25 protein-coding genes are annotated in these 24,555 nt (G+C 61.3%); 6 read left to right on the top strand and 19 right to left on the bottom strand.

The genetic code is table 11. The annotated features are described in order from the left end of the window. Positions 1-64: 64 nt before the first annotated feature. Both B8991_RS03175 and B8991_RS03170 read right to left on the bottom strand, forming a co-directional pair. Positions 65-883, bottom strand: coding sequence for a TerC family protein (locus B8991_RS03175; RefSeq protein WP_084350380.1), 819 nt, complete (start codon positions 881-883; stop codon positions 65-67). Between the two features lie 206 nt (positions 884-1,089). Then, on the bottom strand, positions 1,090-1,905 hold the full coding sequence (locus B8991_RS03170) for a pseudouridine synthase (RefSeq protein WP_084350379.1): 816 nt from the start codon (positions 1,903-1,905) through the stop codon (positions 1,090-1,092). A 150-nt stretch (positions 1,906-2,055) separates the two neighbouring features. On the opposite strand from B8991_RS03170, the gene B8991_RS03165 reads away from it, so the two are divergent. Both B8991_RS03165 and B8991_RS03160 read left to right on the top strand, forming a co-directional pair. After that, positions 2,056-2,508: a nucleoside deaminase gene (locus tag B8991_RS03165; RefSeq protein WP_084350378.1), complete on the top strand. Its 453-nt coding sequence runs from the start codon at positions 2,056-2,058 to the stop codon at positions 2,506-2,508. A gap of 29 nt (positions 2,509-2,537) precedes the next feature. Then, on the top strand, positions 2,538-3,125 hold the full coding sequence (locus tag B8991_RS03160; RefSeq protein WP_218673185.1) for a pseudouridine synthase: 588 nt from the start codon (positions 2,538-2,540) through the stop codon (positions 3,123-3,125). A 26-nt stretch (positions 3,126-3,151) separates the two neighbouring features. On the opposite strand, the gene hemF is transcribed toward B8991_RS03160, so the two are convergent. From hemF to clpS, 4 genes are all read right to left on the bottom strand, one after another. Continuing rightward, positions 3,152-4,045, bottom strand: a complete 894-nt coding sequence (gene hemF, locus B8991_RS03155; protein WP_084350376.1) for an oxygen-dependent coproporphyrinogen oxidase — start codon at positions 4,043-4,045, stop codon at positions 3,152-3,154. Between the two features lie 99 nt (positions 4,046-4,144). Next, positions 4,145-4,945 carry an SDR family NAD(P)-dependent oxidoreductase gene (locus tag B8991_RS03150; protein WP_084350375.1) on the bottom strand — a complete coding sequence of 267 codons (801 nt, stop codon included), beginning with the start codon at positions 4,943-4,945 and terminating at the stop codon, positions 4,145-4,147. A gap of 42 nt (positions 4,946-4,987) precedes the next feature. Further along, the gene (locus B8991_RS03145) at positions 4,988-5,977 is read right to left on the bottom strand and encodes a class I SAM-dependent methyltransferase (protein WP_084350374.1); all 990 of its coding nucleotides are present in this window, start codon (positions 5,975-5,977) and stop codon (positions 4,988-4,990) included. Positions 5,978-5,998: 21 nt separating this feature from the next. Next, the gene (clpS, locus tag B8991_RS03140; RefSeq protein ID WP_412780474.1) at positions 5,999-6,361 is read right to left on the bottom strand and encodes an ATP-dependent Clp protease adapter ClpS; all 363 of its coding nucleotides are present in this window, start codon (positions 6,359-6,361) and stop codon (positions 5,999-6,001) included. A gap of 93 nt (positions 6,362-6,454) precedes the next feature. On the opposite strand from clpS, the gene B8991_RS03135 reads away from it, so the two are divergent. Further along, a complete protein-coding gene (locus tag B8991_RS03135) occupies positions 6,455-7,153 on the top strand; it encodes an HAD family hydrolase (RefSeq protein WP_084350373.1) in 699 nt (232 codons plus the stop codon). 205 nt (positions 7,154-7,358) lie between these two features. Beyond that, positions 7,359-8,810: a D-alanyl-D-alanine carboxypeptidase family protein gene (locus tag B8991_RS03130; protein WP_143514480.1), complete on the top strand. Its 1,452-nt coding sequence runs from the start codon at positions 7,359-7,361 to the stop codon at positions 8,808-8,810. Between the two features lie 167 nt (positions 8,811-8,977). Here the strand turns inward: B8991_RS03130 and ccoS are convergent, their stop codons facing one another. The 5 genes from ccoS to B8991_RS03105 form a co-directional block, all read right to left on the bottom strand. Further along, entirely contained in the window at positions 8,978-9,139 is a 162-nt protein-coding gene (gene ccoS / locus B8991_RS03125) for a cbb3-type cytochrome oxidase assembly protein CcoS (protein ID WP_084350372.1), read from the bottom strand. Next, the gene (locus B8991_RS03120; protein ID WP_084350371.1) at positions 9,136-11,334 is read right to left on the bottom strand and encodes a heavy metal translocating P-type ATPase; all 2,199 of its coding nucleotides are present in this window, start codon (positions 11,332-11,334) and stop codon (positions 9,136-9,138) included. Before B8991_RS03120 ends, ccoS begins: the two co-directional genes overlap by 4 nt. 5 nt (positions 11,335-11,339) lie before the next feature. Next, positions 11,340-11,816, bottom strand: a complete 477-nt coding sequence (locus B8991_RS03115) for a FixH family protein (protein ID WP_143514479.1) — start codon at positions 11,814-11,816, stop codon at positions 11,340-11,342. Continuing rightward, complete coding sequence (locus B8991_RS03110) at positions 11,816-13,387, bottom strand: 4Fe-4S dicluster domain-containing protein (RefSeq protein ID WP_235866548.1); 1,572 nt, start codon at positions 13,385-13,387, stop codon at positions 11,816-11,818. The genes B8991_RS03115 and B8991_RS03110 overlap by 1 nt, the downstream gene beginning before the upstream one ends. Positions 13,388-13,488: 101 nt before the next feature. Further along, positions 13,489-14,364, bottom strand: coding sequence for a LysR family transcriptional regulator (locus tag B8991_RS03105; protein WP_084350370.1), 876 nt, complete (start codon positions 14,362-14,364; stop codon positions 13,489-13,491). Positions 14,365-14,492: 128 nt separating this feature from the next. On the opposite strand from B8991_RS03105, the gene B8991_RS21395 reads away from it, so the two are divergent. Then, on the top strand, positions 14,493-14,630 hold the full coding sequence (locus B8991_RS21395) for a hypothetical protein (protein WP_179141419.1): 138 nt from the start codon (positions 14,493-14,495) through the stop codon (positions 14,628-14,630). Between the two features lie 452 nt (positions 14,631-15,082). Here B8991_RS21395 and ccoP read toward each other — a convergent pair whose 3' ends face one another. The 4 genes from ccoP to ccoN are packed head-to-tail and all read right to left on the bottom strand — an operon-like array spanning position 15,083 to position 18,581. Next, entirely contained in the window at positions 15,083-15,964 is an 882-nt protein-coding gene (gene ccoP, locus B8991_RS03095) for a cytochrome-c oxidase, cbb3-type subunit III (RefSeq protein WP_084350368.1), read from the bottom strand. Further along, positions 15,961-16,146 carry a cbb3-type cytochrome c oxidase subunit 3 gene (locus B8991_RS03090; protein WP_084350367.1) on the bottom strand — a complete coding sequence of 62 codons (186 nt, stop codon included), beginning with the start codon at positions 16,144-16,146 and terminating at the stop codon, positions 15,961-15,963. Before B8991_RS03090 ends, ccoP begins: the two co-directional genes overlap by 4 nt. A gap of 12 nt (positions 16,147-16,158) precedes the next feature. Further along, positions 16,159-16,929 carry a cytochrome-c oxidase, cbb3-type subunit II gene (gene ccoO / locus B8991_RS03085; RefSeq protein ID WP_084350366.1) on the bottom strand — a complete coding sequence of 257 codons (771 nt, stop codon included), beginning with the start codon at positions 16,927-16,929 and terminating at the stop codon, positions 16,159-16,161. A gap of 38 nt (positions 16,930-16,967) precedes the next feature. Beyond that, positions 16,968-18,581 carry a cytochrome-c oxidase, cbb3-type subunit I gene (gene ccoN / locus B8991_RS03080; protein WP_084350365.1) on the bottom strand — a complete coding sequence of 538 codons (1,614 nt, stop codon included), beginning with the start codon at positions 18,579-18,581 and terminating at the stop codon, positions 16,968-16,970. A gap of 197 nt (positions 18,582-18,778) precedes the next feature. On the opposite strand from ccoN, the gene B8991_RS03075 reads away from it, so the two are divergent. After that, entirely contained in the window at positions 18,779-19,618 is an 840-nt protein-coding gene (locus tag B8991_RS03075) for a universal stress protein (RefSeq protein WP_084350364.1), read from the top strand. Between the two features lie 58 nt (positions 19,619-19,676). Here B8991_RS03075 and fnrL read toward each other — a convergent pair whose 3' ends face one another. From fnrL to B8991_RS03055, 4 genes are all read right to left on the bottom strand, one after another. Beyond that, entirely contained in the window at positions 19,677-20,411 is a 735-nt protein-coding gene (gene fnrL / locus B8991_RS03070) for a transcriptional regulator FnrL (protein WP_084351093.1), read from the bottom strand. Between the two features lie 261 nt (positions 20,412-20,672). Further along, positions 20,673-22,277, bottom strand: coding sequence for an ABC transporter ATP-binding protein (locus B8991_RS03065; RefSeq protein WP_084350363.1), 1,605 nt, complete (start codon positions 22,275-22,277; stop codon positions 20,673-20,675). Next, positions 22,274-23,422, bottom strand: a complete 1,149-nt coding sequence (locus B8991_RS03060) for an ABC transporter permease (protein WP_143514492.1) — start codon at positions 23,420-23,422, stop codon at positions 22,274-22,276. The genes B8991_RS03065 and B8991_RS03060 overlap by 4 nt, the downstream gene beginning before the upstream one ends. 34 nt (positions 23,423-23,456) lie before the next feature. Further along, positions 23,457-24,554 carry a microcin C ABC transporter permease YejB gene (locus tag B8991_RS03055; RefSeq protein ID WP_084350361.1) on the bottom strand — a complete coding sequence of 366 codons (1,098 nt, stop codon included), beginning with the start codon at positions 24,552-24,554 and terminating at the stop codon, positions 23,457-23,459. Between the last annotated feature and the right edge of the window lies 1 nt (position 24,555).

Raw genomic sequence — 24,555 nt, 5'->3', positions numbered from 1 at the left:
TCGCATTCCACCTGTTTGCGGTGGCCCGGAATACAGGCCACCGGTTTTGTCCATGCAGTGATTTTCAGCGCCTTGAGGCTGTGCGGCGCTCGGCGTTCAGCTTGCGGGTATAGCGCGATTGGATGACCTCGACCGCGACCAGCACCAGCACGCTGAAATAGAAGGTGGTCTTGGACATCGGCACGACCTCGTATCCGAAGAAATGCAGCGCCAGAGTGTCGTCATGCACGGCATGGGCCGCCGCTTGCCCGGCCTCGCCCAGCAGAACCACGCCGACGATCAGCAGGATGAAGAGGCCCAGAACCTCGTACATGCGGTTCTTTTCCAGAAACTCCGTCACCGTGTCGGCCAGCACCAGCATTGCCAGCCCGGACAGGATGATCGCGGTCGCCAGGATGATGAATACATCGGTGATCGCCAGCGCCGAAAGCACCGAATCGAACGAGAAGATCAGGTTCATCATCACGATCAAAAGCACGACCTGAGTGGCGCTTTTTCCCGATTTCGCGTCCACATCGGTGTTGAGATCCTCGATCGCCATCATGTGGCTGATTTCTTTGACGGCGGTATAGATGATGAACACGCCGCCGATGATAAAGACGCAGGTGGCGAAGTTGACCCCTCCTTCGATCACGCCCGGCCAGTTGAAGATAAAAAACGGCTCTGCCAGCGCATCAATCAACTGGATCATCACGAACAGCAGCACCACCCGCAGCACCACGGCGATGATAATGCCCCAATACCTGACGGCTTTTTGCTGCGCGACAGGCGCGCGTTGCGACTCGATGGAAATGTAGAGCAGGTTGTCGAACCCGAGAACGGCTTGCAGGAAACACAACATCAGCAGGTTCCCAAGGTTCTCGATGGTCAGCAGATCAGCCATGAATGCATCCTCGTAGAGTGGTCGGTTCGCGCCAGAATTTACGAAACCCGGCGGACGAACAAGGGGAGTTGGTGTCTAAATGAAGCACGATGGGCACCAAAACCGCAGATTTTGCGCGTTTCAGACAGGGAAGATGCGTTTACCACAGGTTGTCAGAGTCAGGCCGCGCGGATGGTTCGCCGATCCGGGATCAGCGGCTTTGGAGGCTAGCGGCGTCTGCGCGTGACCCTGGGCTTTCCGGTTTTGCTCGGCTTTTCGGTTTTGGGACTTTCCAGCCCCAATTGGTCGCGCAGAACCTTGGGGCGGATCTCCTCGACTGCGCCGACCTTCAATTCCCCCAGTTGGAATGGCCCGTAGGACACCCGGATCAATCTGTTCACGGCCAGTCCCAGATCCATCATCGCGCGCCGAACCTCGCGGTTCTTGCCTTCACGCAGGCCGACCGTGACCCAGGCGTTGGAGGCCTGCTGCCGGTCAAGGCTGACAATCATCGGCTGGAACCGCTCGCCGTCGATGACCAGCCCCTTGCGCAGCGGTTCAAACGTTTCGTCCGTGGGTCTGCCGTTGACGCGCACCCGGTAGCGCCGCAGCCAGCCAGTGGAAGGCAGCTCCATCCGGCGTTTCAGCGCGCCGTCATTGGTCAGCAGCAGCAGACCTTCGGAATTCAGGTCCAACCGTCCGACGGACATCACCCGAGGCAGGTCTTCGGGCAGGTGGTCAAAGATCGTTTCGCGGCCCTTTTCGTCGCTGTTGCTTGTCACCAGCCCGCTGGGCTTGTGATACAGCCACAGGCGTGGCGGTTCGGGTGCCTTGATCGGCTTGCCGTCCACCGCGATCTTGTCCGCATCAGTGACGTTCAGGGCTGGGCTGTCGATCTTGCGGCCATTCACGCTGACCCGGCCCAGTTCGATCATGCGTTCCGCCTCGCGGCGGCTGGCGACACCGGCGCGGGACAGCACTTTTGCGATACGGTCGCCGGGAGGCGTTGCGGGGGGCGTCGATGGGGGCGGGGACTGGCTCATGCGGCGCACCTTTGATGTGCTTGATTTCAGGGCGGACCGATTTCTTGCCGCATCGACCTAGGGCGGGCGGCCGCGACACGGTCCAATCCGATCGGACCTAGACGAATTTTCGCCCTTGGGAAAGCGCCAAGGGCAATTTATGACGGGCGAATGACCTTCAAAAGCCACATGGACGCCGCGTTGACAGAAGCCCGCGCCGCCGCCGACCGAGGCGAAGTGCCGGTCGGTGCCGTACTGATCGGCCCGGACGGCGAAATCGTGGCGCGCGCCGGCAACCGCACCCGAGAGATGAACGATCCCACCGCCCACGCAGAGGTTCTGGCGATCCGCGAGGCCTGTGCTGCGCTTGGATCAGAGCGACTGACAGGCCATGATCTTTATGTGACGCTGGAGCCTTGCCCGATGTGCGCTGCCGCGATCTCTTTCGCGCGCATTCGCAGGCTGTATTACGCGGCGTCCGATCCGAAATCGGGCGGCGTGGCACAGGGCGCACGCATCTTTGCGCATCCGCAATGCCACCACGCGCCAGAGGTTTATGACGGCATCGCCGCGCCCGAGGCCGAGGACTTGCTGAAGGCGTTTTTCAACGCTCGGCGGGGCTGACGCCGATGGCCAAACCCCGCAAACCCAACATGTCCAGACCGCGAACGCCCAAGCCACGCCCGACCGGCCCTGCGCGGGTTATCCTGCTCAACAAACCCTGGGGGGTGTTGTCGCAATTCACTGACAAGGGCACCGAAGGATCGGGGCGCGAAACGCTGTCCAGCTATGTGAATCTGCCAGAGGTCTACCCCGCCGGACGGCTGGACCGCGATAGCGAGGGCTTGCTGATCCTGACCAATGACGGACGTTTGCAACACCGCATCGCGCATCCCGACACCAAACTGCCCAAGACCTACCTTGCGCAGGTCGAAGGAGAGATCACCGAAGAGGCGCTGGCGCTGTTGCGCAAAGGTGTGACGCTGAAGGATGGCATCACGCGCCCCGCCAATGCGCGGCGGATCGACCCGCCGGATTGGCTCTGGCCGCGCGATCCGCCGGTGCGCTACCGCAAATCCGTGCCGGATGGCTGGTTGGAGCTGACCCTCACCGAAGGGCGCAACCGGCAGGTGCGCCGCATGACGGCGGCGGTTGGCCTGCCCACGCTGCGGCTGATCCGCTGGCAGATCGGCGGTTGGACGCTTGGGGGCTTGCAGCCAGGTCAGTGGCGCGACGCCTGAGCCTCGCTACGTCTCAAGGGCCGCTGTCAGACCCACTTGGCCATGGGCGGCAGGCTCATCAGCACGGCATTCGCGTCATGCCCGGTCGCCAATCCGAATTTCGTGCCCCGGTCATAGACCAGATTATATTCGGCATAGAGCCCGCGGTGGATAAGCTGGGCGTCCTTGTCCGCCTCTGACCAGTCCTGAACCCGGCGTTTTTCCACCAGCGGAACAAAGGCAGGCAGGAAGGCCCGACCGATATCCTGTGTCAGCGCGAAATCGGCCTGCCAATCACCGGTACAGCGGTCGTCCATGAAGATCCCGCCAACACCGCGCGCCCGTCCCCGATGGGGGATGTAGAAATACTCATCCGCCCAATCCTTCAGCTTTGGATAAAGATCCGCGCCGTGTGGATCCAGATGCGCCTGCTGAACGGAATGAAAATGCGCCGTGTCCTCGGCATATTCGATGCAGGGGTTCAAGTCCGACCCGCCGCCGAACCACCATGCATGCGGTGTCCAGAACATGCGCGTGTTCATATGCACTGCCGGGACATGCGGGTTCTGCATATGCGCGACAAGGCTGATGCCGGAGGCCCAGAACCGGGGATCGTCGGCCATTCCGTCCAAGCCCGTGCGGGCCATCATCGACGCTTGCGCAGCCTCGCCCAAGGTACCGTACACCGTCGAGACGTTCACGCCCACCTTCTCGAACACACGGCCACCGCGCATCACGCTCATCAGACCGCCGCCCGCGTCCGACCCGTCGTCAGAGCCACGCCGCGTTTCGGTCACGTCGAATGTTCCGGCAGGCTCGTTGGTTAGCGGGCCTTTGGAATGGCTGGTTTCCAACCCTTCGAACGCTGCCACGATCTCGTCGCGCAACTGTCGGAACCATGCCGATGCCTGTTGCTTTTCGGTCAGAAAATCATCGCTCATGCCGCCCCCCAAAATTTTTGCAAACCACCCGTATCGCAGACCAGCATAGGTCGGCAAGCGCCTGGACGATCTGTCGCGCGTCCGGGCAGGGCAGGGGGGTTAATGCGCGGGACAAGCTGCCGGATCAATCAGGGACCGTCCGCCATCCACAGTCAGGATCTGACCGGTGACGAAACCTGCACCTTCGGATGCCAGATACTGAACAGTCTCTGCCAGTTCCGTCGGAGACGCGATGCGCCCCAAAGGCGTGTGCCGTTCAATGGCGGAACGGTAATCAGCGTTTTCCTTCAGTGCGCCCTTCAGGCTGGCCGACATGACCGAACCGAACGCAACCGCATTCACACGCACCCGGTGCGGTGCCAGAGTAACCGCCAGCGAGCGGGTCATCTGGTCGAGAGCGGCGGTTGAAACAGAATAGGCCAACAGGTCCGGATGCGTGCGGCGCGCCGCAATGGATGACAGGTTGACGATGGACCCGGCTTGACCCTCTTCGCGGTCTTCGGCCTGTTTGATCATGCGTTTGGCGACCAGTTGCGACAGCCGCAGGCTTGCCAGAAGATTTTGTTCCAGCAGCGTCTCAACGCTGTTGTCTTCAAGGTCGAAGGCATCGGTCGGAAGGATCTGCCGCGCGCCGTTGACCAGAATATCCACCCGGTCAAACGCGTCCAGCGTGGCCGACAGCAGATTGGCGATGGTCAGCCTTTCGCGCAGATCGCCCGCAAAATAGTTAAAGTTGCTTTCGTCGGCGAGGTTGCCGACCTCTTCCTGCAAGCGCGCCTCGTCAATATCGGCGAGCATCACGTTCGCGCCCTTGTCGGAAAAATGTCGCGCCAGGGCAAGGCCAACCCCGTTTGCAGCGCCGGTCACGATTGCGGTCTTGCCTTCGATCGAGAAACTCATCCGGTTCCTTTCCCTGCTACCGCCAACGCGGGCTGGTGAATGTCATCTGTCCCGACGCAATGGGCGTTGGGCGTGGAGTATCTTGAAACGGTTATCGCCGCCAACCTCGGAATACGCGGTGAAATGCTGGGCGAGCGTCGCCTCATAGGGCAAATGTCGGTTCGCCACCATCCATAACTGACCTGACGGTTTCAGGCAGGCCGCGGCTGAGGCCACGAATGCCTGTCCCAATGACGGGTCAGGCGCGCGACCGGTATGGAAGGGCGGGTTCATCACCACGCTGTCAGCGCGGGTTTCCGGGCGCCAGCTTGTGGCATCGTCCCAGTGAAACATCGCGCGTGGATCGCTGATGTTGCGGCGTGCGCAGTCCAGTGCGGTGTGGTCCGCCTCTACCAGATCAAGGCGGGCGACACTTTCACGCTCCAGCACCTGATTTGCCAGATAGCCCCATCCCGCACCCAGATCGACAACATGCGCGCCAAGTTTGGCGGGGAGTGCCGCGACAAGCGCTTCGGAGCCCGGATCGATCCCGTCAGCGGAAAACACCCCCGGTGCCGTGGTAAAGCCGGCGATTTGCGGTTGCGGGGTTTGCGTCCAGTCGTCCCCGATGTCGTCGGCCGAGAACCAGAACAGCTTGCCATGCGCACGGGTGTCGAGGCCCTCAAGTGTCACCAGCTTGCGGATCTTGCGCAGGGCTGCCTCGATCCCGTCGGTCTTGAACCCATCAACGGCGACAATCCCACCGGGCGCAGCGGCCACGGCCTGCGCAATCAGCGCCTCTGCCAATGTACGGGTGCGGGGCAGGAATACGATTGCGGCGGCGTAGCTGCCCTCAGGCTCCAGCACACAGCGGAATCCATGGGCCCGCAACGCGGTCACATCGGGGTAAAAACTGCTGATGACATCGCAGCGATCCTTGGGTAGGGCCTGAAGATCGCTATCGGCGCGCGGCTGGAACAGCGCAATGCGTCCCTCGGCAGGCAGCGTCAGTTCTGCGCTTTCAAGCGCGTGAGTCAGTCGGGATGAGGCCATGACACTGGGCGTGGATCACGCCTATTCCTTTTCCATGGTGCATTGCAGCGGATGTTGGTGACGGCGGGCGAAATCCATCACCTGCGCCACCTTCGTTTCGGCAATTTCGTGGGAGTACACGCCAACAACGGCGAGCCCCTTCTTGTGGACCGTCAGCATGATCTCGAAAGCTTGGCCGTGGGTCTTGCCGAAGAACCGTTCCAGCACATGCACGACAAATTCCATCGGCGTGTAGTCGTCATTCAGCAGCATCACCTTGTATAAAGGCGGGCGTTTCGTCTTGGGCTTTGTCTCGACCACGACATCACTGTCGGACCCGCCGCCGGGGGCGTCGGGGTGATTGCTGGCCAGTCTCGTGGCGAAGATGAAGTTCTGCCCGGTCATTGCGCTCATCTGGCTTTGCTTGTGCGGTCCTGACCGCTCTATATAACCTCATTCACGCTAGTGAAAAGAGGGGCCGGGCGAACGAGGGGAAACATGGCGCGAAATCTTCTGACAATCGGCTTCGATGCGGATGACACGCTTTGGCATAACGAGCGGTTCTTTCAGCTGACCCAAGAACGGTTCGCGGGCCTTCTGGCCGCGTATGCGGACACTGACCATCTCATGGCGCGATTGCTGGATGCAGAGCGGCGCAACCTTGGTCAATATGGATTCGGCGTCAAAGGCTTTGTTCTGTCGATGATAGAAACCGCGATCGAGGTGACCGATGAACGCGTCCCGGCCTCGGTGATCCGGCAGTTGGTCGAAGCGGGCCAGGATATGCTGCGCCACCCGATCGAGCTTTTGCCCGCAGCGCGACAGGCCGTCGAAACGCTGGCACCTGATCACCATATTGTCTTGATCACCAAGGGCGATCTGCTGGACCAAGAGCGCAAGCTCGCCCAATCGGGCCTGGGTGATCTGTTTGATTCGGTCGAGATCGTGTCGGACAAGACCAGGCAGGTCTATTCGCGGATATTCGACGCCGCAGGCGGGGCCGACCGGGCGCTTATGGTCGGAAACTCGCTGAAATCCGACGTGCTGCCCGCGATAGAGGCCGGCGCCCACGGGGTGCATGTGCCACATATGTTGACCTGGGCGTTGGAACATGCGGCCGCCCCGGCGACAGAGCAGAGGTTTCACCATCTCGATGACCTCAGCGGATTGGTGTCCTTGGTCGAAGAAATCGGCTGAACATCATCATTTCGGACTTGATCGTCTCCATGGTGTTGCGACTCACTTGATCCGCAATATATCGTGCCACGTTGTATTGAATATTAATAATTTCTTTATAATTGAACGCTTTATTCGCAGCAGTTGATGTGTTATAAATTAACGATAAAACAAAAAATGTTCACCGGAAAAATCCGGGAACGAGAGGCAGTAAAAGGCAGAAATCGTGACAGGACGGCGCAGGCAGCCGGGCCTATATGGCCTGTTCATACTCACTCTGATTTGGTTGGCGGTCCTTGTGCCGCTTAGCGCGGTGGCCGCACCCTATGCGGCCTTCGTCATAGATGCGCGAAACGGAGAGGTGCTTCATTCGCGCAACGCAGACACGCGGTTGCATCCCGCGTCTCTGACAAAGATGATGACGCTCTACATTGCATTCGAGGCCGTCAAACACGGCGAGATCAGTATGGATACGGAAGTGCGAATCTCGCGCCATGCCGCATCCGAACCACCGTCGAAGCTGGGCCTTCGCGAGGGCCAAAAAATCAAGTTGCGCTACCTTGTGCGTGCCGCAGCAGTAAAATCGGCCAACGACGCAGCGACCGCCATCGGCGAGGCGATTGCCGGATCCGAAGCGGCATTTGCACGACGGATGAACCGCACCGCCAGCGCGATGGGCATGACCCGGACGACGTTCAAGAACGCGCACGGGCTGACAGAAAGCGGGCATTTGTCCACCGCGCGGGACATGACGCTGCTGGGGCAGCATATGATTTATGACTATTCCGAATACTATAACCTGTTTTCCCGGCAGACGGCAGATGCGGGCGTAAAGACCGTCTCGCATACCAATCGGCGTTTGTTGCAGTCCTACAGGGGCGCGGACGGCATCAAGACAGGATATACGCGTGCGGCCGGCTTCAATCTTGTTGCCTCTGCCCGGCGAGGCGACGAACGGGTGATCGCCACGGTTTTCGGCGGACGCTCGACGCTGACCCGCAATGCCAGGGTGGCCGAGCTTCTGGATATGGGATTCAAGCGCGCGCCGACTCGCGTTGCAATGCGCACACCGCCGCGCCCCCCTTACAAGGGCGGTGTCGCAGAAAACAATGCGGTCGCTTCGGTTGCCGCGTCGGGTGACCAGCAAGGCAAGTCGATCCGGATTGCAGCAGCAGCGGTCAAACGCAGCTTGCGTCCGAAATTACGCCCCGGAGTCGCGCCTGTTCTGGTGGCCAAGGCGGATATCGAAGACGCGCTGAAAGAAGCGCAGGCCGTCAGTCTGGACAATGGCTCTGCCACGGCACCGAAAAGATCGCCGAAACCTGTGACCCGGCCCGCCAATCTGATCGTGGCATCAGTTGAGGATACTGTGGCAGTGCCCGCGCCGACGGCAGAGGCAGAAACGGAAACAGAAGTCGTCACGCGTCTTTCTACGTCCGGCGGGCGTCATTGGGGGATCAATGTCGGCCGCTATCCCAGCCGCTATCAGGCGGAGCGCGTTCTGTTGAAGACCGCGTTGGCCGAGATGTCGACGCTGGATGGTTCGCTGCGCAAGGTTGTCAGCAAATCAAGCGGACATGACGCCAATTTCATGGGGCTGACCCGTGAGATGGCCGATCTGGCGTGCCGCAGGTTGCAGGCGCGTCAGGTGACATGCTTCATGATCGGGCCGAACTGATCACTTGTTAAGCGTCTGCTTGCAAACATAATTGGCCGCGGTGCAGGGATTGCGCCGCGGCTTTTTCGTGTCGCCCGTTGACAGCCACGAGGCGGACGGTCGTGGCGATTCCCGGTTGCCCCGTGGCGTTAGGTGGTGCGCATCAATACGGCAACACTACGCCGACATCAGTCCTGCTTTGGCTGATCGTCATACTCGTCCGACAGGATCCGGCGGGCATCGCCTTCGGGGTCGTCATATTGCCGGGATTTCACCGTATAGACAAAAAAGATGAGGCCGATTCCGCCCAACACCAGCGAAATCGGGATAAGATAGGCGAGGACGTTCATGGACGGCTCCGAAGCCTGAGGGCGTTGAGGCTGACGGTGATGGACGAGGTGGACATGGCCAGCGCCGCGATCAGGGGCGTGGCAAGGCCGGCAAGGGCCAACGGCACGGCGATGATATTGTACCAGGTCGCGATACGAAAGTTCTGCCGGATCCGCTTTGTCGCCGTCCGGGCTGTCGCGATTGCCTCGGACAGCGGTGACAGATCCGTGCCCAGTAATACGATGTCCGAGGCCGCACGGGCCGCGTCCAGCGCCGATGCGGGCGAGATCGACACATGCGCGGCGGCAAGGGCTGCGGTGTCATTCAGCCCGTCGCCGACCATCAGAACCTTCGCGCCAGCCTCTGTCAGAGCCGCGATGCGCTCGGATTTCTCCTGCGGTAGACAGTTCGCCTGCCAGGTGTCGAGGCCCAGCCTTTGGGCAAGCCGCGCCACCGCGCCTTCGGTGTCGCCCGACATGACCATGACGCGCATGCCTTGGGCCTTCAGCGCGGCCACGGCCTCTGCCGCGCCGGGCCGCAGACGGTCCGTGAAGGTAATGGGTTGCGCCGGGGCGTCGCCGATGCGCAGCCATGCGGCGGTATAATCAAAATCCTCGCCGCCGGTCCAGCTTGCGCGACCCAACCGCACGGTCTGGCCATTCCACATCGCTTGTGTGCCAAAGCCCGGCACTTCGGACAGGTCCTCAATCTCGGCGGGCACGATGCCTGCGGCCCGCGCCGCTGTGGCCAGCGCGACGGATAGGGGATGGCCGGAGCCTTCGGCAAGGGCCAGCGCGACATGCAGATCCCGCGCAGGCAAGCTCTCAAGGTTGGTCGGTTCGGGCGTGCCTGCGGTCAGCGTACCGGTCTTGTCGAAAACCACCGTATCGACCTCTGCCAGACGTTCCAGAGCGGTGGCGTCCTTGATCAGCAAGCCGCGACGGAAGAGGCGGCCAGAGGCGGCGGTGGTGACGGCGGGCACGGCAAGCCCCAGCGCACAGGGGCAGGTGATGATCAGCACGGCTGCGGCGATGTTCAGCGCGGTGCGCGGGTCGAACGTGGCCAGATACCAGCCGACAAAGGCCAGCGCCGACAGGATATGCACACCCGGCGCATAAAGCTTGGCCGCCTTGTCGGCGAGCGATGTGTAGCGGGACCGCCCCGATTCCGCGACCGCCACCAGATCGGCCATCCGGTGCAACGAGGTATCGCGCCCCACGGCGGTGGCGCGTACCGTCAGGGGACCGGTCAGGTTGACCTCTCCGGCGCTGACGACCTGTCCGGGTTCGGCGTAGATCGGCAGCGTCTCGCCGGTCAGCAGCGATCGGTCGAGTTCAGAGGTTCCTGCCGTGATCTCGCCGTCCACGGGCATCCGGCCGCCGGGGCGTACGCGGATCAGATCGCCCAAACGCAGCTCTGCCACGGGCACCTCTGTTTCGCTTCCATCGGGCCAGACCCGGCGCGCGCGGGGCACTTCAAGCGCCGCCAGTTCCTCGGCGGCGGAACGGGCAATGGCGCGCGTGCGGTGGTCCAGATAACGCCCGGTCAGCAGAAAAAATGTCAGCGCGACGGCAGCATCGAAATAGGCATGTTCGCCCGAAAGCGAGGTTTCCCACAGCGACGTGACGACCGCGAGCGCGATGGCCAGGGAAATCGGCACATCCATGTTCAGCCGCCCGACGCGCAGCGCGCCCCATGCGTTGACAAAGAACGGCTTGGCGGAAAAGACGATGACCGGCAGGGCGATGGCGGCGGAAATCCAGTGGAACATATCGCGGGTCGCGCCCTCGGCACCGGACCAGACGGCGACGGATAGCAGCATGACGTTCATCATCGCAAAGCCCGCTACGGCCATGCGCATCAGCAGATCGCGGCCCGCCCGGTCGGTCTGCGTGGCATGCAGGGCAGTGGCGTCCAGTTCATGCGCTTCATAGCCCGCGCTTTCAAGGCGGGCGATCAGAAGCGCGGCCGTGGTTTCGGGCTCGGCCACGATTTGCGCGCGCTTCAGCGTCAGGTTCACCCGCGCCTTGTGCACGCCGGGCGTGCCGTTCAGCACCTTTTCCACGGTCGAGATGCAGGCCGCGCAATGGATCGTGGGCAAGGACAGCGCCAGATCTGCGTCCTTGACCGCGCCGCGATCAGCCAGAGCCTCTGCCGCAGGGGCAGCGGAACAGGCGGGGCAGGCAGAAATCTGGGGACGCATGGCGGCGGTCATGTGTGTCAGCCTTTGACGTGAAGGATAACGCGCTGGGTGAACTCTGTCCCGTCAAGCGCGGTCGCTTTCATTCGGATGTTCCAATTGCCGCCGGGCAGCGATTCCGACGCGACATAGGCGGTGCCGTCGAACCGGAAATCGGGCGTGCGGTCGTCCTTGACCTGCGTGGCACGGCCCAGCGTGGCCTCCAGCGCGCTCAGCTGCACGGGCTGGCCTTCGGCATCGGTGATCGCCAGGATGACCCGGTCGCCTTCGGCATCGGCGCGCACGGTCCAGCCAAGCGCCTGCTGACTGGTGCGGCGGGTGTCGAAGGTCTGGCTGGCAATGTAGGAGTTTTTCACCTCCAGCCCCGGAAAGGTCCGCACCGCGTTCCACGCCAGCGCCAGATTGACCGCGATGATGACGCCGAAGGCACCGCCGAAGATCGCCAGAACATGCCATCCGGTAAGTTTGGCCCCGGTCGCCTGATCCTGCATGCCCATCAGTTTGTCCTTCCGTTAAACACAGTGTCCTTGCTGGCGGTGTCGCCATTTGTCACATCCCCGACCCAAAAGCGGAACTCTGTGCGTTCCGCCTGTGCCGGGGCAGAGGCTTCGGGCGCGATCACATAGACCCGCTGCAAATAGGTGCTGTCGGCCGGCACCGTGATGGTTTGGGCCGATGCGCCTTCCAGTTCCACTTGCAGGGACGGCGCGCCGGTGGCGGTGATCCGGAACGGGCGGGCCTCGCCCTGCTTGTTCAGCAACCTTACGTCATAAGTGTTCCGGATTGAACCATCGGACAAGGTTACAAAGGTCGGATTGCGCACCGGTGCGACGGTCATTTCAATATCCGACCGGATGAACAGCGCAAAGACCAGACCAAGCCCGACCAGAGACCAAAGCGACGTATACAGGATGGTGCGGGGCCGGAAGATATGCTTCCAGACCGGGCGCGGTGCCTCGCCCGCCCGTTCGCGGCTTTCGTCCGACAATGCGAGATAGTCGATCAGCCCGCGCGGCTTGCCTATCTTGGCCATCACGTCATCGCAGGCGTCGATGCACAGCGCGCAGGTGATGCATTCCATCTGCTGGCCGTCACGAATGTCGATCCCCATCGGGCAGACATTCACGCAGGCCATGCAGTCGATGCAGTCGCCGGGACCATCCTGAAACTGTGCCGCATCGACCGGGGCGGCAGAGGCCTTGTCCGCCACGCCGGGATAGGGGGTCGGGGCGTATTTGGCCTGTCCGATCCCGGCCCCCGGACCGCCTGCCTGACTGGCGGCTTCGGCGGCCATGACATCGGCCTTCTTCTTGCGACGGACATTGCCCTTGCCGCGCGGTTCGCCGCGCCAGACGCGGTAGCCGACGGTCAGGGTGTCCTCGTCCATCATTGCTGCTTGAATCCGCGGCCAGGGGCAGGCGTAGATGCAGATCTGTTCCCGCGCAAACCCGCCGAAAAAGAAGGTGGTGACGGTCAGCAGCAGCATCGTGGTGTAGGCCACGGGATGCGCGTTCAGCGTCACAAGATCGCGCAGCAGCGTTGGCGCATCTGTGAAATAGAACACCCATGCGCCGCCCGTGGCAAGACCGATCAGCAACCACAAGACCCATTTTGTCATGCGCAACCGGACCTTGCGGAAATCCAGTTTCTTCTGCCGGTGCAGACGCAGGCGCGCGTTCCGGTCGCCCTCGACCCAGCGTTCGACAAGAATGAAAAGGTCGGTCCAGACGGTCTGTGGGCAGGCATAGCCACACCAGACCCGCCCAAGCGCAGAGGTGAACAGGAACAGCCCCAGCCCGGCCATGATCAGCAGGCCCGCAATGAAGTAGAACTCATGCGGCCAGATCTCGATCCAGAAGAAGAAGAAACGCCGGTTCGCCAGATCCACCAGAACCGCCTGATCGGGCAGGATCGGGCCGCGATCCCAGCGAATCCACGGCGTCAGGTAATAGACGCCCAGGGTGAGGATCAGGATCACCCATTTGAGATTGCGGAACTTGCCCGAAACGCGGCGCGGAAAGATCGGTTCGCGCGCAGCATAAAGGCTTGGTGGGGCGTCAGGTTGCATATCGGACACGGAATCACTCCGGCAAAGGGCGTATTTTCGCGCCCTTGTGTCAGCCTGGGCAGGGGGCGGCCTTGACCTGTGTCAAATACTGACTCTGAAAGTCATCTATTGCGGGCTTCGCGCCGCAGCCAATGGATAAAGTCGCGAAGCGCTGGCCGGATGATGCCGGGGGCGGTGACAATGTGATAGCCTTCGTCCTGCTTGTCCTCGAACAGCAGACGCAAGCGTCCGGCGCGAATGTCCTCTTCGACAGAAACGCGGGTGGAGACAGCGATGCCCTGTCCGTTGCGCGCGCCATCCAGCATCAGGTTGCCGGGAACGTGGATCACGCCCTTGACGCGCGTGTCGGTGACGCCGTGGCGGGCCAGCCAGTGCGAGCTTTCGGTGGTGCCAAGTTCTTGCAACCAAGGATAGTCCGTCAATTCCTGCGGACGAGTGGGAAAGAAATCCCCGATCAGAGAGGGTGCCGCGACCACCATCAACGAGGAAGGCACCAGCATTTCGGCCTCCAGCCCTGGCCATTTTCCCGCCCCGTAGCGCAGCGCGACGTCCACGCCGCCCGGTGTCGGGTCTGTCAGGGCCGGGCTGGGGTTGATCATGATGTCAATGTCGGGATGGGCCACCCGAAAGCTCGCCAGACGGGGCATCAGCCAGTGCGACGCAAAGCTGGGCGTTGTCGCGACTTGCAGCGCACGGCTGGCATGGGCACCGGTCAGCGCCTCGACCGTCTGCCAGATGCGGCCGAATCCGGCGGCCAGCGCATCGGCCAGTTGCTGGCCCTCTGCCGTCAGTGCAAGGGTCCGGCCAGAGCGGTCCAGCAGGCGCACATCCATATGCGTTTCAAGACTGCGTAATTGCTGGCTGATCGCTGCATGGCTGACATTTAGTGCCGATCCGGCGGCAACGACCGAGCCCGTTTCAGCATAGGCCGAAAACGCCCGGAGGGCCGAAAGAGGGGGCAAGCTGCGCCAATCCATAATGTAATCCTATCTTACATATATGAAAGTTTACTGAGTCGCATAGAATCGCATTCTGGTCAATGATGATCGCACGAAACCAAATCCAAGGAGGCCACGACATGTTTGGAATATTTTCACATAGCATAATGACTGCAACCCGCCAGATCCAAGCGCAAGAGCGTGGCGATTCCGACTGGTATGCGCCGGCGCACTGGACGGTGCCGGACTCTGCCGACCCGCAGAGGTTGCCTCGGCTGGACGCGTCGGCCCTGATCCGGAAGTAATCAGAGGCTCCTCCAAGTATCTGCGTAACCGTGTGCCACGTCCGTCATGCACTGCGCCGAAGACTGCGCCGACCGTCGCGTAGAAAGGCGCTGGCGCTGCCAGAGTGGTTTGACATGGATAGCAGCCATACTGTCCGCCGGCGTTCTGTCTGTGCGCCAGCCGCGTAGAGACGCACAACCGAATGGATCGCCAGTATGTTGCTTGATCCAGCGAACAAGAACGGCGCGTGCAACCCTGCCCGCGCCGTTTGACGTGTTTCTATCATGTGGGCGGAGCCGATCGAAAGCTGCGCTGCGCTGCAAAGGCTTTTTTCTGATCCTTATCGCTGACCGGGCATCCGACAGCGACAGTAATATTGAACGCCGGTATCCCTGGAAACGCGCGAACAGTTCGGGATACCGGCGTCACACCACCGGACAAGGGACAACAAATCCGGTGGTATGCGTGCAGGTCACTCGGGCGTTGCTTCGCCCCCGCCCAGACCATGGACATAGCTGGTGACCGCGCGGATCTGTGCCTCGGACAGACGGTCCTGCCATTCGGGCATGACGCCGAAACGGGCATTGTTGACCGTTTCCATCAATGCGTCGTAATCGCCGCCATACAGCCAGATCGCGTCCGCGAGATTCGGAGCACCTTGCAGACGATCGCCGGTGCCGTCCTCGGCATGGCAGGCCGCGCAGTTGTCCATGAACACAACCTCTCCTTCCGCGACCAGTGAGGCATCCTGCGGGGTGCCTGACAGGGACATGACGTAGTTCACGACCTGCTCAATCTGCGCGTTCTCCAGCAATTCGTCACGCCCGAAGGCCGGCATTTCGGAATAGCGCGCATCGGGGTTTGTCTCGTTACGGATGCCGTAGCTGATGGTCTCGTGGATCGCCTCGATATCGCCGCCCCACAGCCAGTCATCGTCCAGCAGGTTGGGATAGCCCTTGGCCCCCGCCGCACCGGACCCGTGGCACTGCGCGCACCATGTGCGAAACACCGCCCCGCCCGCGTTCTGGGCATAGGTCTGAAGGTTGGGGTCGGCGCTGATTTCCGTCAGCGGAGTCGAGGCCAACTGTTCGTTGATACCGGCATTGCGGGCATCGACCGCAGCGATGTCCTTGGCCACCTCGCCACGAGTGGAATAGCCCAGAACGCCCGCCGTCGCCTTGGAGATCATCGGCCAGGCCGGATAGGCGATGGTATAGGCAACGGCCCAGAAGATCGTTGCATAAAGCGTCCAGAGCCACCAGCGCGGCAGCGGGTTGTTGAATTCTTCAATCCCGTCCCAGCTATGCCCTGTGGTTTCCGGATCGCCCTTCTGCTTTTCGGGTGTCTTGCTCATTTCCTCGCCTCCTTGTCTTCGGCGGGTTTGTCTTCGTGCCGGAAAGGGATGTCTGCGGTGTCGTCATAGGTTTTCTTGGCACCGGGACGAAACACCCACAGGATGACCCCAGCGAAAAAGACAAACAGCGCCAGCAACATCCAGCTGTCAGCGAACTGGCGGAGAAGCGAATAGGTTTCCATATCCAGCCCTCCTTAGCGGCTTGCATCGGGCGTGAAGGTCGAGAAATCGACCAACGTGCCCAGCATCTGAAGATAGGCGATCAGCGCATCGGCTTCGGAAATGCCCGGCTGCCCGTCGAAATTGCTGATCGGCACCTTGTCGCCGTAACGCTCCAGCAGACCGTCATAATCGCTGTCGGGATCGGCCTGCGCGGCAAAATCGCGGCGCGCTTCGGCAATCATTTCGTCGGTGTAGGGGACGCCGACAAAGGCGTGGGTGCGTAGCAGGTCGGACACATATTCGCCTTCAAGCAGCTTGGCCTCCAGATAGCCGTATTTGGGCATCACCGATTCAGGCACCACGGATTGCGGATCGCGCAGGTGATCGACATGCCAGACATCGGAATAGCGGCCGCCGACGCGGGCCAGATCCGGCCCGGTGCGCTTGGACCCCCATTGGAATGGATGGTCATACATCGATTCCGCCGCAAGGCTGTAATGGCCGTAGCGTTCAACCTCGTCCCGCATGGGGCGGATCATTTGGCTGTGGCAGACGTAACAGCCCTCGCGGATATAGATGTCACGTCCGGTCAGTTCCAACGGGGTGTAGGGACGCATGCCCTCGACCTTTTCGATGGTGTTGTCGAGATAGAACAGCGGGACGATCTGAACCAGCCCGCCGATGCTGACCACCAGAAAGCTGAGGATCAGCAGCAGCGTTGCGTTCCGTTCAATCATGCCGTGACGGTCAAGGAAGGTCCGTCGGCGGGGGCGTGCGCCGATACCAGTGGCCGATGCTGGCATGGGAGGTTTTTTATCAGTTGTCATTGTCCTGGCCCTCCTTATTCAGCCGGGGTGGCGTGTGATGCGGCAACAGTCGCCTCGACAGCGGGGCTGCGTTTGACGGTCATCCACAGGTTGTAGACCATGATCAGCGCACCGCTGAGGAACATGACCCCGCCCAGTGCCCGGACCACATACATCGGGAATTTCGCGGCAACGGTGTCGGCGAATGCGTTCACGAGGAAGCCGTTCGCGTCGACTTCGCGCCACATCAGGCCTTCCATGATGCCGGTGACCCACATCGACGCCGCGTAAAGGACGATGCCGATCGTGGCGAGCCAGAAGTGCCAGCTGACCAGTGACAGGCTGTACAGCCGCTCGCGGTTCCAAAGTTTCGGCACCAGGAAGTAAAGCGCGCCGAAGGTGATCATGCCGTTCCAGCCAAGCGCGCCGGAATGTACGTGACCGATGGTCCAGTCGGTGTAATGCGACAGGGAGTTCACCGCACGGATCGACATCATCGGACCCTCGAAGGTAGACATGCCGTAAAAGCCGAGCGAGAGCACCAGCATCCGCAAAACCGGATCGGTGCGCAGCTTGTCCCAGGCGCCCGAAAGGGTCATCAACCCGTTGATCATGCCGCCCCAGCTTGGCATCCATAGAACGATCGAGAACACCATGCCCAGCGTCGCCGCCCAGTCGGGCAGGGCGGTATAGTGCAGATGGTGCGGACCGGCCCAGATATACAGGAAGATCAGCGCCCAGAAGTGGATGATCGACAGCTTGTAGCTGTAAACGGGCCGTCCGGCCTGCTTCGGCACAAAATAGTACATCATGCCAAGGAAGCCGGCCGTCAGGAAGAAGCCCACGGCGTTATGGCCGTACCACCACTGCGTCATCGCATCCTGCACGCCGGAAAAGACCTGCACGGATTTCGACCCGAAGATGCTGACCGGAATGGACAGGTTGTTGAACACATGCAGCATCGCCACGGTGATGATGAAGGCCAGATAGAACCAGTTGGCGACGTAGATATGCGGTTCCTTGCGCTTGATGATCGTGCCCATGAACACGGTCAGATAGGCCAGCCAGACGACCGTCAGCCACAGGTCCACATGCCATTCGGGTTCGGCATATTCCTTGGACTGAGTGGACCCGAACAGATAGCCCGTGGCCGCCAGAACGATGAACAGCTGGTAGCCCCAGAAGACAAACCACGCCAGATTGCCGCCCCAAAGACGCGCGGCGCTGGTGCGTTGCACCACATAGAATGATGTTGCGATCAATGCGTTGCCGCCAAAGGCAAAGATCACCGCAGAGGTGTGCAGCGGGCGCAGCCGACCGAAGTTCGCGAATCCGTCAGCCCATTCGAAGTTCAGCGCCGGATAGGCCAGTTGGAAGGCAATGAACGTGCCCACCAGAAAGCCCACGATGCCCCAAAGCGCGGTGGCGATCACGCCGTAGCGGATGACCCCGTCCAGATAGCTGGTTTGCAGCACCGCAGGTGGCTCCGGCTCGTCGGTATTGCGCAGCGTCCACAGAAACAGGCCGCCCGCGACCAGCATGATGATGATGGCATGCACCATATAGGCCGCGTCGCGTGCATAGTTGGCCGCGATCATCGCAAACAGCGTGATCAGGCCAAGCACGATCAGCTTGAAGTAATTTGTCATGGTTTGTCCCTTCGTCAGTCCCGCACGAGTCACGCCCCGCGCGGGGGTATTCAATTGAGCGGGTTGTGCGCTGGCGGGGAAGGGCGCGCCTTGATCTAGGTCAACCTTTTTGCGACGCGTTATTGATGCGGATCAAGGAGGTGCCGGCCGGAAGGGTCTAGGCTTCGTGAGAGGATCACACCGCATGAGGGGGAATCATGGCCTATAAGACATTTTTGACAGTCCTGACCGACGACCGGTTGGCGGGCACGACGCTGACCCATGCCACAGCTTTGGCTGAAGCCTGCGATGCCCATCTGGACGTCTTGTGCCTTGGTGTGGATCGCAGCCAGACCGGTTACTACTATGCGGGCGCAAGTGCGATGATCGTGCAGGAAACAATCTCTCGCGCGACCGAAGAGGCCAAAGAGCTGGAAGAGTTTGCGCGAAAGCAGCTTGATGGCCGGGACGGTCGCTGGGGGGTGGAATCAGGCGTTGCCCAGCTCGCCGATATTACGCGGCATGTTGCAGCGCGGGCACGGTTCTCCGATCTGGTCGTGGTGCCACGACCTTATGGCGATGAACGCGGCGCAGAGCTGGAGCCGGTGGTCGAAGGCGCGCTTTTTGAAGGGCAGACCCCGGTCATGGTGGTGCCGGACACGGGCACACCAGTGCCGACGCCCAAACGGATCGTGCTGGCCTGGAATGAAAGCGCCGAGGCGCTGAACGCCGTTCGCGCCAGCCTTCCCCTGCTTCAGTCGGCCGACATTGTTCATGTCGTCGTCATTGACCCGCCGGCGCGCGGGCCGAACCGGTCCGATCCGGGCGGGATGCTGTCGCAATATCTGTCGCGCCACGGCGTCAAGGCGCAGATTGATGTGCTGTCCAAGACAATGCCGCGCGTGTCCGACGTGCTGGTGCGTCATCTTCGGGATGTCGATGCCGATATGATGGTGATGGGGGCCTATGGCCATTCGCGTTTCCGAGAGGCCATCCTTGGGGGTGCCACGCGCAATATGCTGGAAAACTGCCCGGTGCCGGTTTTCATGGCGCATTGATTGAAAATTGACGAGACGGCCGCGCGTGTCGCCGCGTCAGGACTGTCCGGCAGGCCGCTCAGGTGGCCGAATCGTCACCTGCTTCGTCCAGAAGGCGGCTTAGATCGGGGACGGTGATGCGACGCTTGCCTTCAAGCGAGATCACACCGTCCTTGCGCAGCGCGGACACCTGACGACTGACGGTCTCCAGCGTCAGCCCAAGATAATCCGCCATCGCTTCGCGTGTCAGCGGCAAGTCGAATACCACCGGCGCATCCTTGCTGCGCTGATGCAGAATGGCATCGCGCCGTGCGATGATCGACAGAAGCGAGGCGATTTTTTCGCGCGCGGTCTTGCGCCCCAGAACCAGCATCCATTCGCGTGCTGCGTCCAGCTCGTCCAGCGTCATCTCCAGAAGACGATGCGCGATATGTGGGGTGTCTGCCATCAATCCCTCAAAGGGGGCCTTGCGAAAACAGCACATCAGCACATCCGTGGTGGCCGTCACGTCATAGGCAGCAACGGGCCGACCGGGCCGCCCAACGAAATCGGATGGCAGCAACAGACCCACCATCTGTGTGCGCCCGTCCTCCATGGTCTGGGACAGTGTGGCAACGCCTGACACGACAGAGCCCACGAAATCCATTCGGTCGCCGCACCAGATGATGGTCTGGCCGGCCTCGAAGCGTCGGTAATATTTGACCTCTTCCAGTCGCTGCAATTCGTCCGTCTCGCAGCGGGCACAGACCGCGCGGTGCCGGATCGGGCATTCCGCGCAATTCTGGGTGCCAGTGAGGATGGGTTCTTGCAACATCTTGAGATCCACATTTGATCTGGGTCAAAGACACCCAGCGCCCTGCGGTGAAGGTTAGGGGGTTGGGCCGATGAAAACAACTCGCCCCAATGGGCCTTTTTGACGCGCGGCATCCGACCCTGCGGCATTTTTTCAAGTTTGATGGCCTTGCTATACGGAATTGCGACGTCAGCGCCGTAGAATTGACGTTCCTGCAAGGGCGCTATCGGGTTGCGGTCAGGGCAAGCGCGCCCCGGGGGAACACCCGGGGCCTCCTGGTTCCTAGACCCCACCCGTGACATGCGATGCGAAGGCCGCCGCCAGCAATTCGCGGGTGTAGTCGGTCTTCGGTGCCTCAAAGATCTCTTCAGCAGCGCCATATTCCATCACGTCGCCCTGTTTCATCACCATCACCCGATGCGACATCGCGCGCACCACCTTCAGATCGTGACTGATGAACAGATAGGCAAGGTCATATTTGCGCTGCAAGTCGCGCAGCAGGTTCACGATCTGCACCTGAACCGTCATGTCCAGCGCCGAGGTCGGCTCGTCCAGTACCACGAGCCGGGGCCGCAGGATCATCGCGCGGGCAATGGCGATGCGCTGGCGTTGCCCGCCGGAAAATTCGTGCGGGTAGCGATGCATCGTCGCCGGGTTCAGCCCGACCTCCGTCATCACCTCGGCCACCAGTTCGCGCGCAGGCCGACCATCGGGGCTGCCATGTACGCCCAACCCTTCGGCGATGATCTGTTCGCAGGTCATGCGCGGCGACAGGCTGCCAAACGGGTCCTGAAACACGATCTGCATCTTGGCACGAAGGCGCCGCAGCTCTTTCGTGGACCATTTGCGCACGTCCTGCCCCATGAAGGTGATGGCACCTTCGGACTGGATCAGCCGCATCATCGCCAGCGCAAGTGTGGTCTTGCCCGATCCGCTTTCCCCGACGATGCCCAGCGTCTCGCCCGCCCGGACAGAGATCGTCGCCTCGTTCACCGCCTTGACATGCCCCACCGTGCGTTTGAACAGGCCCTGCTGGATCGGGAACCAAACCTTCAACTGGTCGGTCTCGGCCACCAGCTCTGCACCGTCCGCGACCGGATCCGGCGTGCCGGTGGATTCCGCACTCAGCAGCATTTGCGTATAGGAGTGCTGCGGATTGGCAAAAATCTCGGAGGTGCGGCCCGCCTCGACGATCTCTCCGTCTTTCATCACGCAGACCCTGTCGGCGATGCGCCGCACGATGCCAAGGTCATGGGTGATGAACAGCAGGCTCATGTCGTAATCCTGCTTGAGATCGGCCAGAAGCTCCAGGATCTGCGCCTGTATGGTCACGTCCAGTGCCGTTGTCGGCTCATCCGCGATCAGCAGGTCCGGCCCGTTGGCCAGCGCCATCGCAATCATCACACGCTGACGCTGCCCGCCGGACAACTGGTGCGGATAGGCCCCAAGACGACTTTCCGGATCGCGGATGCCGACCTTGTTGAGAAGTTCCAAGATCCGGGCGCGCGCCTTGTCTCCGGTCAGCCCCTGATGCAGCGCCAGCGATTCCGACAATTGCTTTTCCAGCGTGTGCAGCGGGTTGAGCGAGGTCATCGGCTCTTGAAAGATGAAGCTGATGTCATTGCCGCGCACATCGCGCAGGCGTTTGGGTGACGCGCCGATCATTTCCTGCCCGTTATAGATGACAGACCCTTCGACGATGGCGCTGTCGCCCAGCAGCGATACGGTGGACAGCGCAGTGACCGATTTGCCGGACCCGCTTTCGCCGACCAGTGCCACGGTTTCGCCCTTCTCAATCGTGAAGGACACGCCCTTGACGGCGCGTGAAATCTGGCCGTCCTGCCGGAAGCCCACCGACAGGTCGTTGACCTCAAGGATGGTGCTCATGAAAAGGTTTTCCTGGGGTCGAACGCATCGCGCACGCCTTCAAAGATGAAGACCAGCAGCGACAGCATGGCAGCGAAGGTGAAAAAGGCGGTAAAGGCAAGCCACGGCGCTTGCAGGTTCTGTTTTGCCTGAAGGGTCAGCTCGCCCAGTGAAGGTGCCGAGGAGGGCAGGCCGAAGCCAAGAAAATCCAGCCCCGCCAGCGTGCTGATTGTTCCGGTCACGATGAAGGGCAGCATGGTCACGGTGGCCACCATCGCGTTGGGCAGCATATGGCGGAACATGATCGTCCAGTTGCTGACACCAAGCGCACGGGCGGCACGGACATATTCCAGATTGCGGGCGCGCAGGAATTCCGCGCGCACCACGCCCACAAGCGCCGTCCAGCCGAACAGGACCGTCAGGAACACCAACAGCCAAAAACTTCGTCCCAGAATCGCGAAAAGGATGATGATGATGTAAAGCGAGGGCGTCGCGCCCCAGATTTCGATCACGCGCTGAAAGATAAGATCCAGCCAGCCGCCGAAGAACCCTTGCAATGCGCCCGCGACGATCCCCACGACAGAGGCGAGCGTTGTCACGATCAGGGTGAACAGGATCGACAGACGGAAGCCGTAGATTACACGGGCGACGACATCGCGTTTGGTGTCATCGGTGCCCAGCCAGTTCTGGGAGTTCGGCGGCAGCGGGGCTGCACCGGGACGGTCCACCGTGGTCTGATAGCTGTAGGGGATCAGCGGCCACAGCATCCAGCCTTTCTGGAAATCGCCGTCCAGAACCTCGCCTGCATCCACCCGTTCGATCAACTCATCCGGTGTGTCGAAACACGCATCCAGCCCGCCAGTGCGGACAAGGCATTTCACCTCCGGGTCGCGGTAGATGGCTTCGGTGCGGAAATCGCCACCGAAATCGGTTTCGGCGTAGAAATTGAAGATCGGCGTATAAAACTCTCCGCGATAGCTGACGAGGATCGGTTTTTCGTTCGCGATGAACTCGGCAAACAGCGACAGGCCAAAGACCACGGCAAAGATGATCAGCGACCAGAACGCGCGGCCGTTGCGGCGAAAATTTCGCCAGCGCCGCTGGTTGAGCGGCGACAGCGTGAAGAAACCCTTGCGCGGGACGGGGGCCACGGGCTTGCCGGGCATGGGTTCGGGGATCAGGTCGGGGTTTTGCATGGCCTCAACCCTCCCGCTTTTCAAAGTCGATGCGCGGATCGACGAACACATACATCAGGTCCGAAAGAATGCCGACCAGAAGACCCATAAGGCCGAAAACGAACAGCGTGCCGAAGATCACTGGATAATCGCGGGCCACGGCAGCCTCGAACCCCAATCGTCCAAGACCGTCGAGCGAAAAGATCGTCTCGATAATTAGGGAACCGGAAAAGAACACGCCGATGAACACCGTCGGAAAACCTGCGATGACGATCAGCATGGCGTTGCGAAAGACGTGGCCATAAAGAACCGCGCGTTCGGACAACCCCTTGGCGCGGGCGGTCATCACATAGTGCTTCTTGATCTCGTCGAGAAAGCTGTTCTTGGTCAGCAGCGTCAGCGTGGCAAAGGCCGAGATTGTCGAGGCCAGAACCGGCAGGGTGATGTGCCAGAAATAATCCGCTATGCGCGAGGGCCAGGAAAGGCTTTCCCAATTGTCGGACACAAGGCCCCGCAGTGGGAAGATCTGCCAATAGGACCCGCCCGCGAACAGCACCAGCAACAGGATCGCAAACAGGAAGCCGGGGATCGCATAAGCCACGATGATCGCACCCGAGGTCCAAGTGTCAAAGGCCGAGCCGTCCTTGACCGCCTTGCGAATGCCCAGCGGGATCGACACGATGTAAGCGATCAGCGTGGACCACAGGCCCAGAGAGATCGACACTGGCATCTTTTCGATCACCAGATCCATCACGCTGATCGACCGGAAATAGCTCTCGCCGAAATCCAGCCGCATGTAATTCCACATCATCCCGATAAAGCGTTCCAGCGGCGGCTTGTCGAAGCCGAATTCCTTCTCCAGCTTCTCGATGAATTCCGGCGGCAGCCCGCGGGCACCCGCATATTGGCTGTCGCCGCCCGCCCCTTGGGTTTCCAGTTCCGAAGCAGGCGATCCGCCCGCACCGGAAAAGCCACCAAACACGTCACCGCCGCCTTCGATCTGGGCAATGATCTGCTCGATCGGGCCACCGGGGACAAATTGCACCAGCGCAAAATTCATCACCATGATCCCGAACAGCGTCGGGATGATCAGCAACAACCGTCTGAAAATATACGCGCCCATG

Source organism: Primorskyibacter flagellatus (genome assembly GCF_900176485.1).
GTDB classification, from domain to species: Bacteria; Pseudomonadota; Alphaproteobacteria; order Rhodobacterales; family Rhodobacteraceae; genus Primorskyibacter; species Primorskyibacter flagellatus.
This window is presented reverse-complemented; position numbering and strand designations above follow the sequence as displayed.

Coding starts and splice junctions, on each gene's coding strand:
- B8991_RS03175 (WP_084350380.1), bottom strand. CDS start 883: ATGGCTGATCTGCTGACCATCGAGAACCTTGGGAACCTGCTGATGTTG.
- B8991_RS03170 (WP_084350379.1), bottom strand. CDS start 1,905: ATGAGCCAGTCCCCGCCCCCATCGACGCCCCCCGCAACGCCTCCCGGC.
- B8991_RS03165 (WP_084350378.1), top strand. CDS start 2,056: ATGACCTTCAAAAGCCACATGGACGCCGCGTTGACAGAAGCCCGCGCC.
- B8991_RS03160 (WP_218673185.1), top strand. CDS start 2,538: ATGTCCAGACCGCGAACGCCCAAGCCACGCCCGACCGGCCCTGCGCGG.
- hemF (WP_084350376.1), bottom strand. CDS start 4,045: ATGAGCGATGATTTTCTGACCGAAAAGCAACAGGCATCGGCATGGTTC.
- B8991_RS03150 (WP_084350375.1), bottom strand. CDS start 4,945: ATGAGTTTCTCGATCGAAGGCAAGACCGCAATCGTGACCGGCGCTGCA.
- B8991_RS03145 (WP_084350374.1), bottom strand. CDS start 5,977: ATGGCCTCATCCCGACTGACTCACGCGCTTGAAAGCGCAGAACTGACG.
- clpS (WP_412780474.1), bottom strand. CDS start 6,361: ATGACCGGGCAGAACTTCATCTTCGCCACGAGACTGGCCAGCAATCAC.
- B8991_RS03135 (WP_084350373.1), top strand. CDS start 6,455: ATGGCGCGAAATCTTCTGACAATCGGCTTCGATGCGGATGACACGCTT.
- ccoS (WP_084350372.1), bottom strand. CDS start 9,139: ATGAACGTCCTCGCCTATCTTATCCCGATTTCGCTGGTGTTGGGCGGA.
- B8991_RS03120 (WP_084350371.1), bottom strand. CDS start 11,334: ATGACCGCCGCCATGCGTCCCCAGATTTCTGCCTGCCCCGCCTGTTCC.
- B8991_RS03115 (WP_143514479.1), bottom strand. CDS start 11,816: ATGGGCATGCAGGATCAGGCGACCGGGGCCAAACTTACCGGATGGCAT.
- B8991_RS03110 (WP_235866548.1), bottom strand. CDS start 13,387: ATGCAACCTGACGCCCCACCAAGCCTTTATGCTGCGCGCGAACCGATC.
- B8991_RS03105 (WP_084350370.1), bottom strand. CDS start 14,364: ATGGATTGGCGCAGCTTGCCCCCTCTTTCGGCCCTCCGGGCGTTTTCG.
- B8991_RS21395 (WP_179141419.1), top strand. CDS start 14,493: ATGACTGCAACCCGCCAGATCCAAGCGCAAGAGCGTGGCGATTCCGAC.
- ccoP (WP_084350368.1), bottom strand. CDS start 15,964: ATGAGCAAGACACCCGAAAAGCAGAAGGGCGATCCGGAAACCACAGGG.
- B8991_RS03090 (WP_084350367.1), bottom strand. CDS start 16,146: ATGGAAACCTATTCGCTTCTCCGCCAGTTCGCTGACAGCTGGATGTTG.
- ccoO (WP_084350366.1), bottom strand. CDS start 16,929: ATGCCAGCATCGGCCACTGGTATCGGCGCACGCCCCCGCCGACGGACC.
- ccoN (WP_084350365.1), bottom strand. CDS start 18,581: ATGACAAATTACTTCAAGCTGATCGTGCTTGGCCTGATCACGCTGTTT.
- B8991_RS03075 (WP_084350364.1), top strand. CDS start 18,779: ATGGCCTATAAGACATTTTTGACAGTCCTGACCGACGACCGGTTGGCG.
- fnrL (WP_084351093.1), bottom strand. CDS start 20,411: ATGTTGCAAGAACCCATCCTCACTGGCACCCAGAATTGCGCGGAATGC.
- B8991_RS03065 (WP_084350363.1), bottom strand. CDS start 22,277: ATGAGCACCATCCTTGAGGTCAACGACCTGTCGGTGGGCTTCCGGCAG.
- B8991_RS03060 (WP_143514492.1), bottom strand. CDS start 23,422: ATGCCCGGCAAGCCCGTGGCCCCCGTCCCGCGCAAGGGTTTCTTCACG.
- B8991_RS03055 (WP_084350361.1), bottom strand. CDS start 24,554: ATGGGCGCGTATATTTTCAGACGGTTGTTGCTGATCATCCCGACGCTG.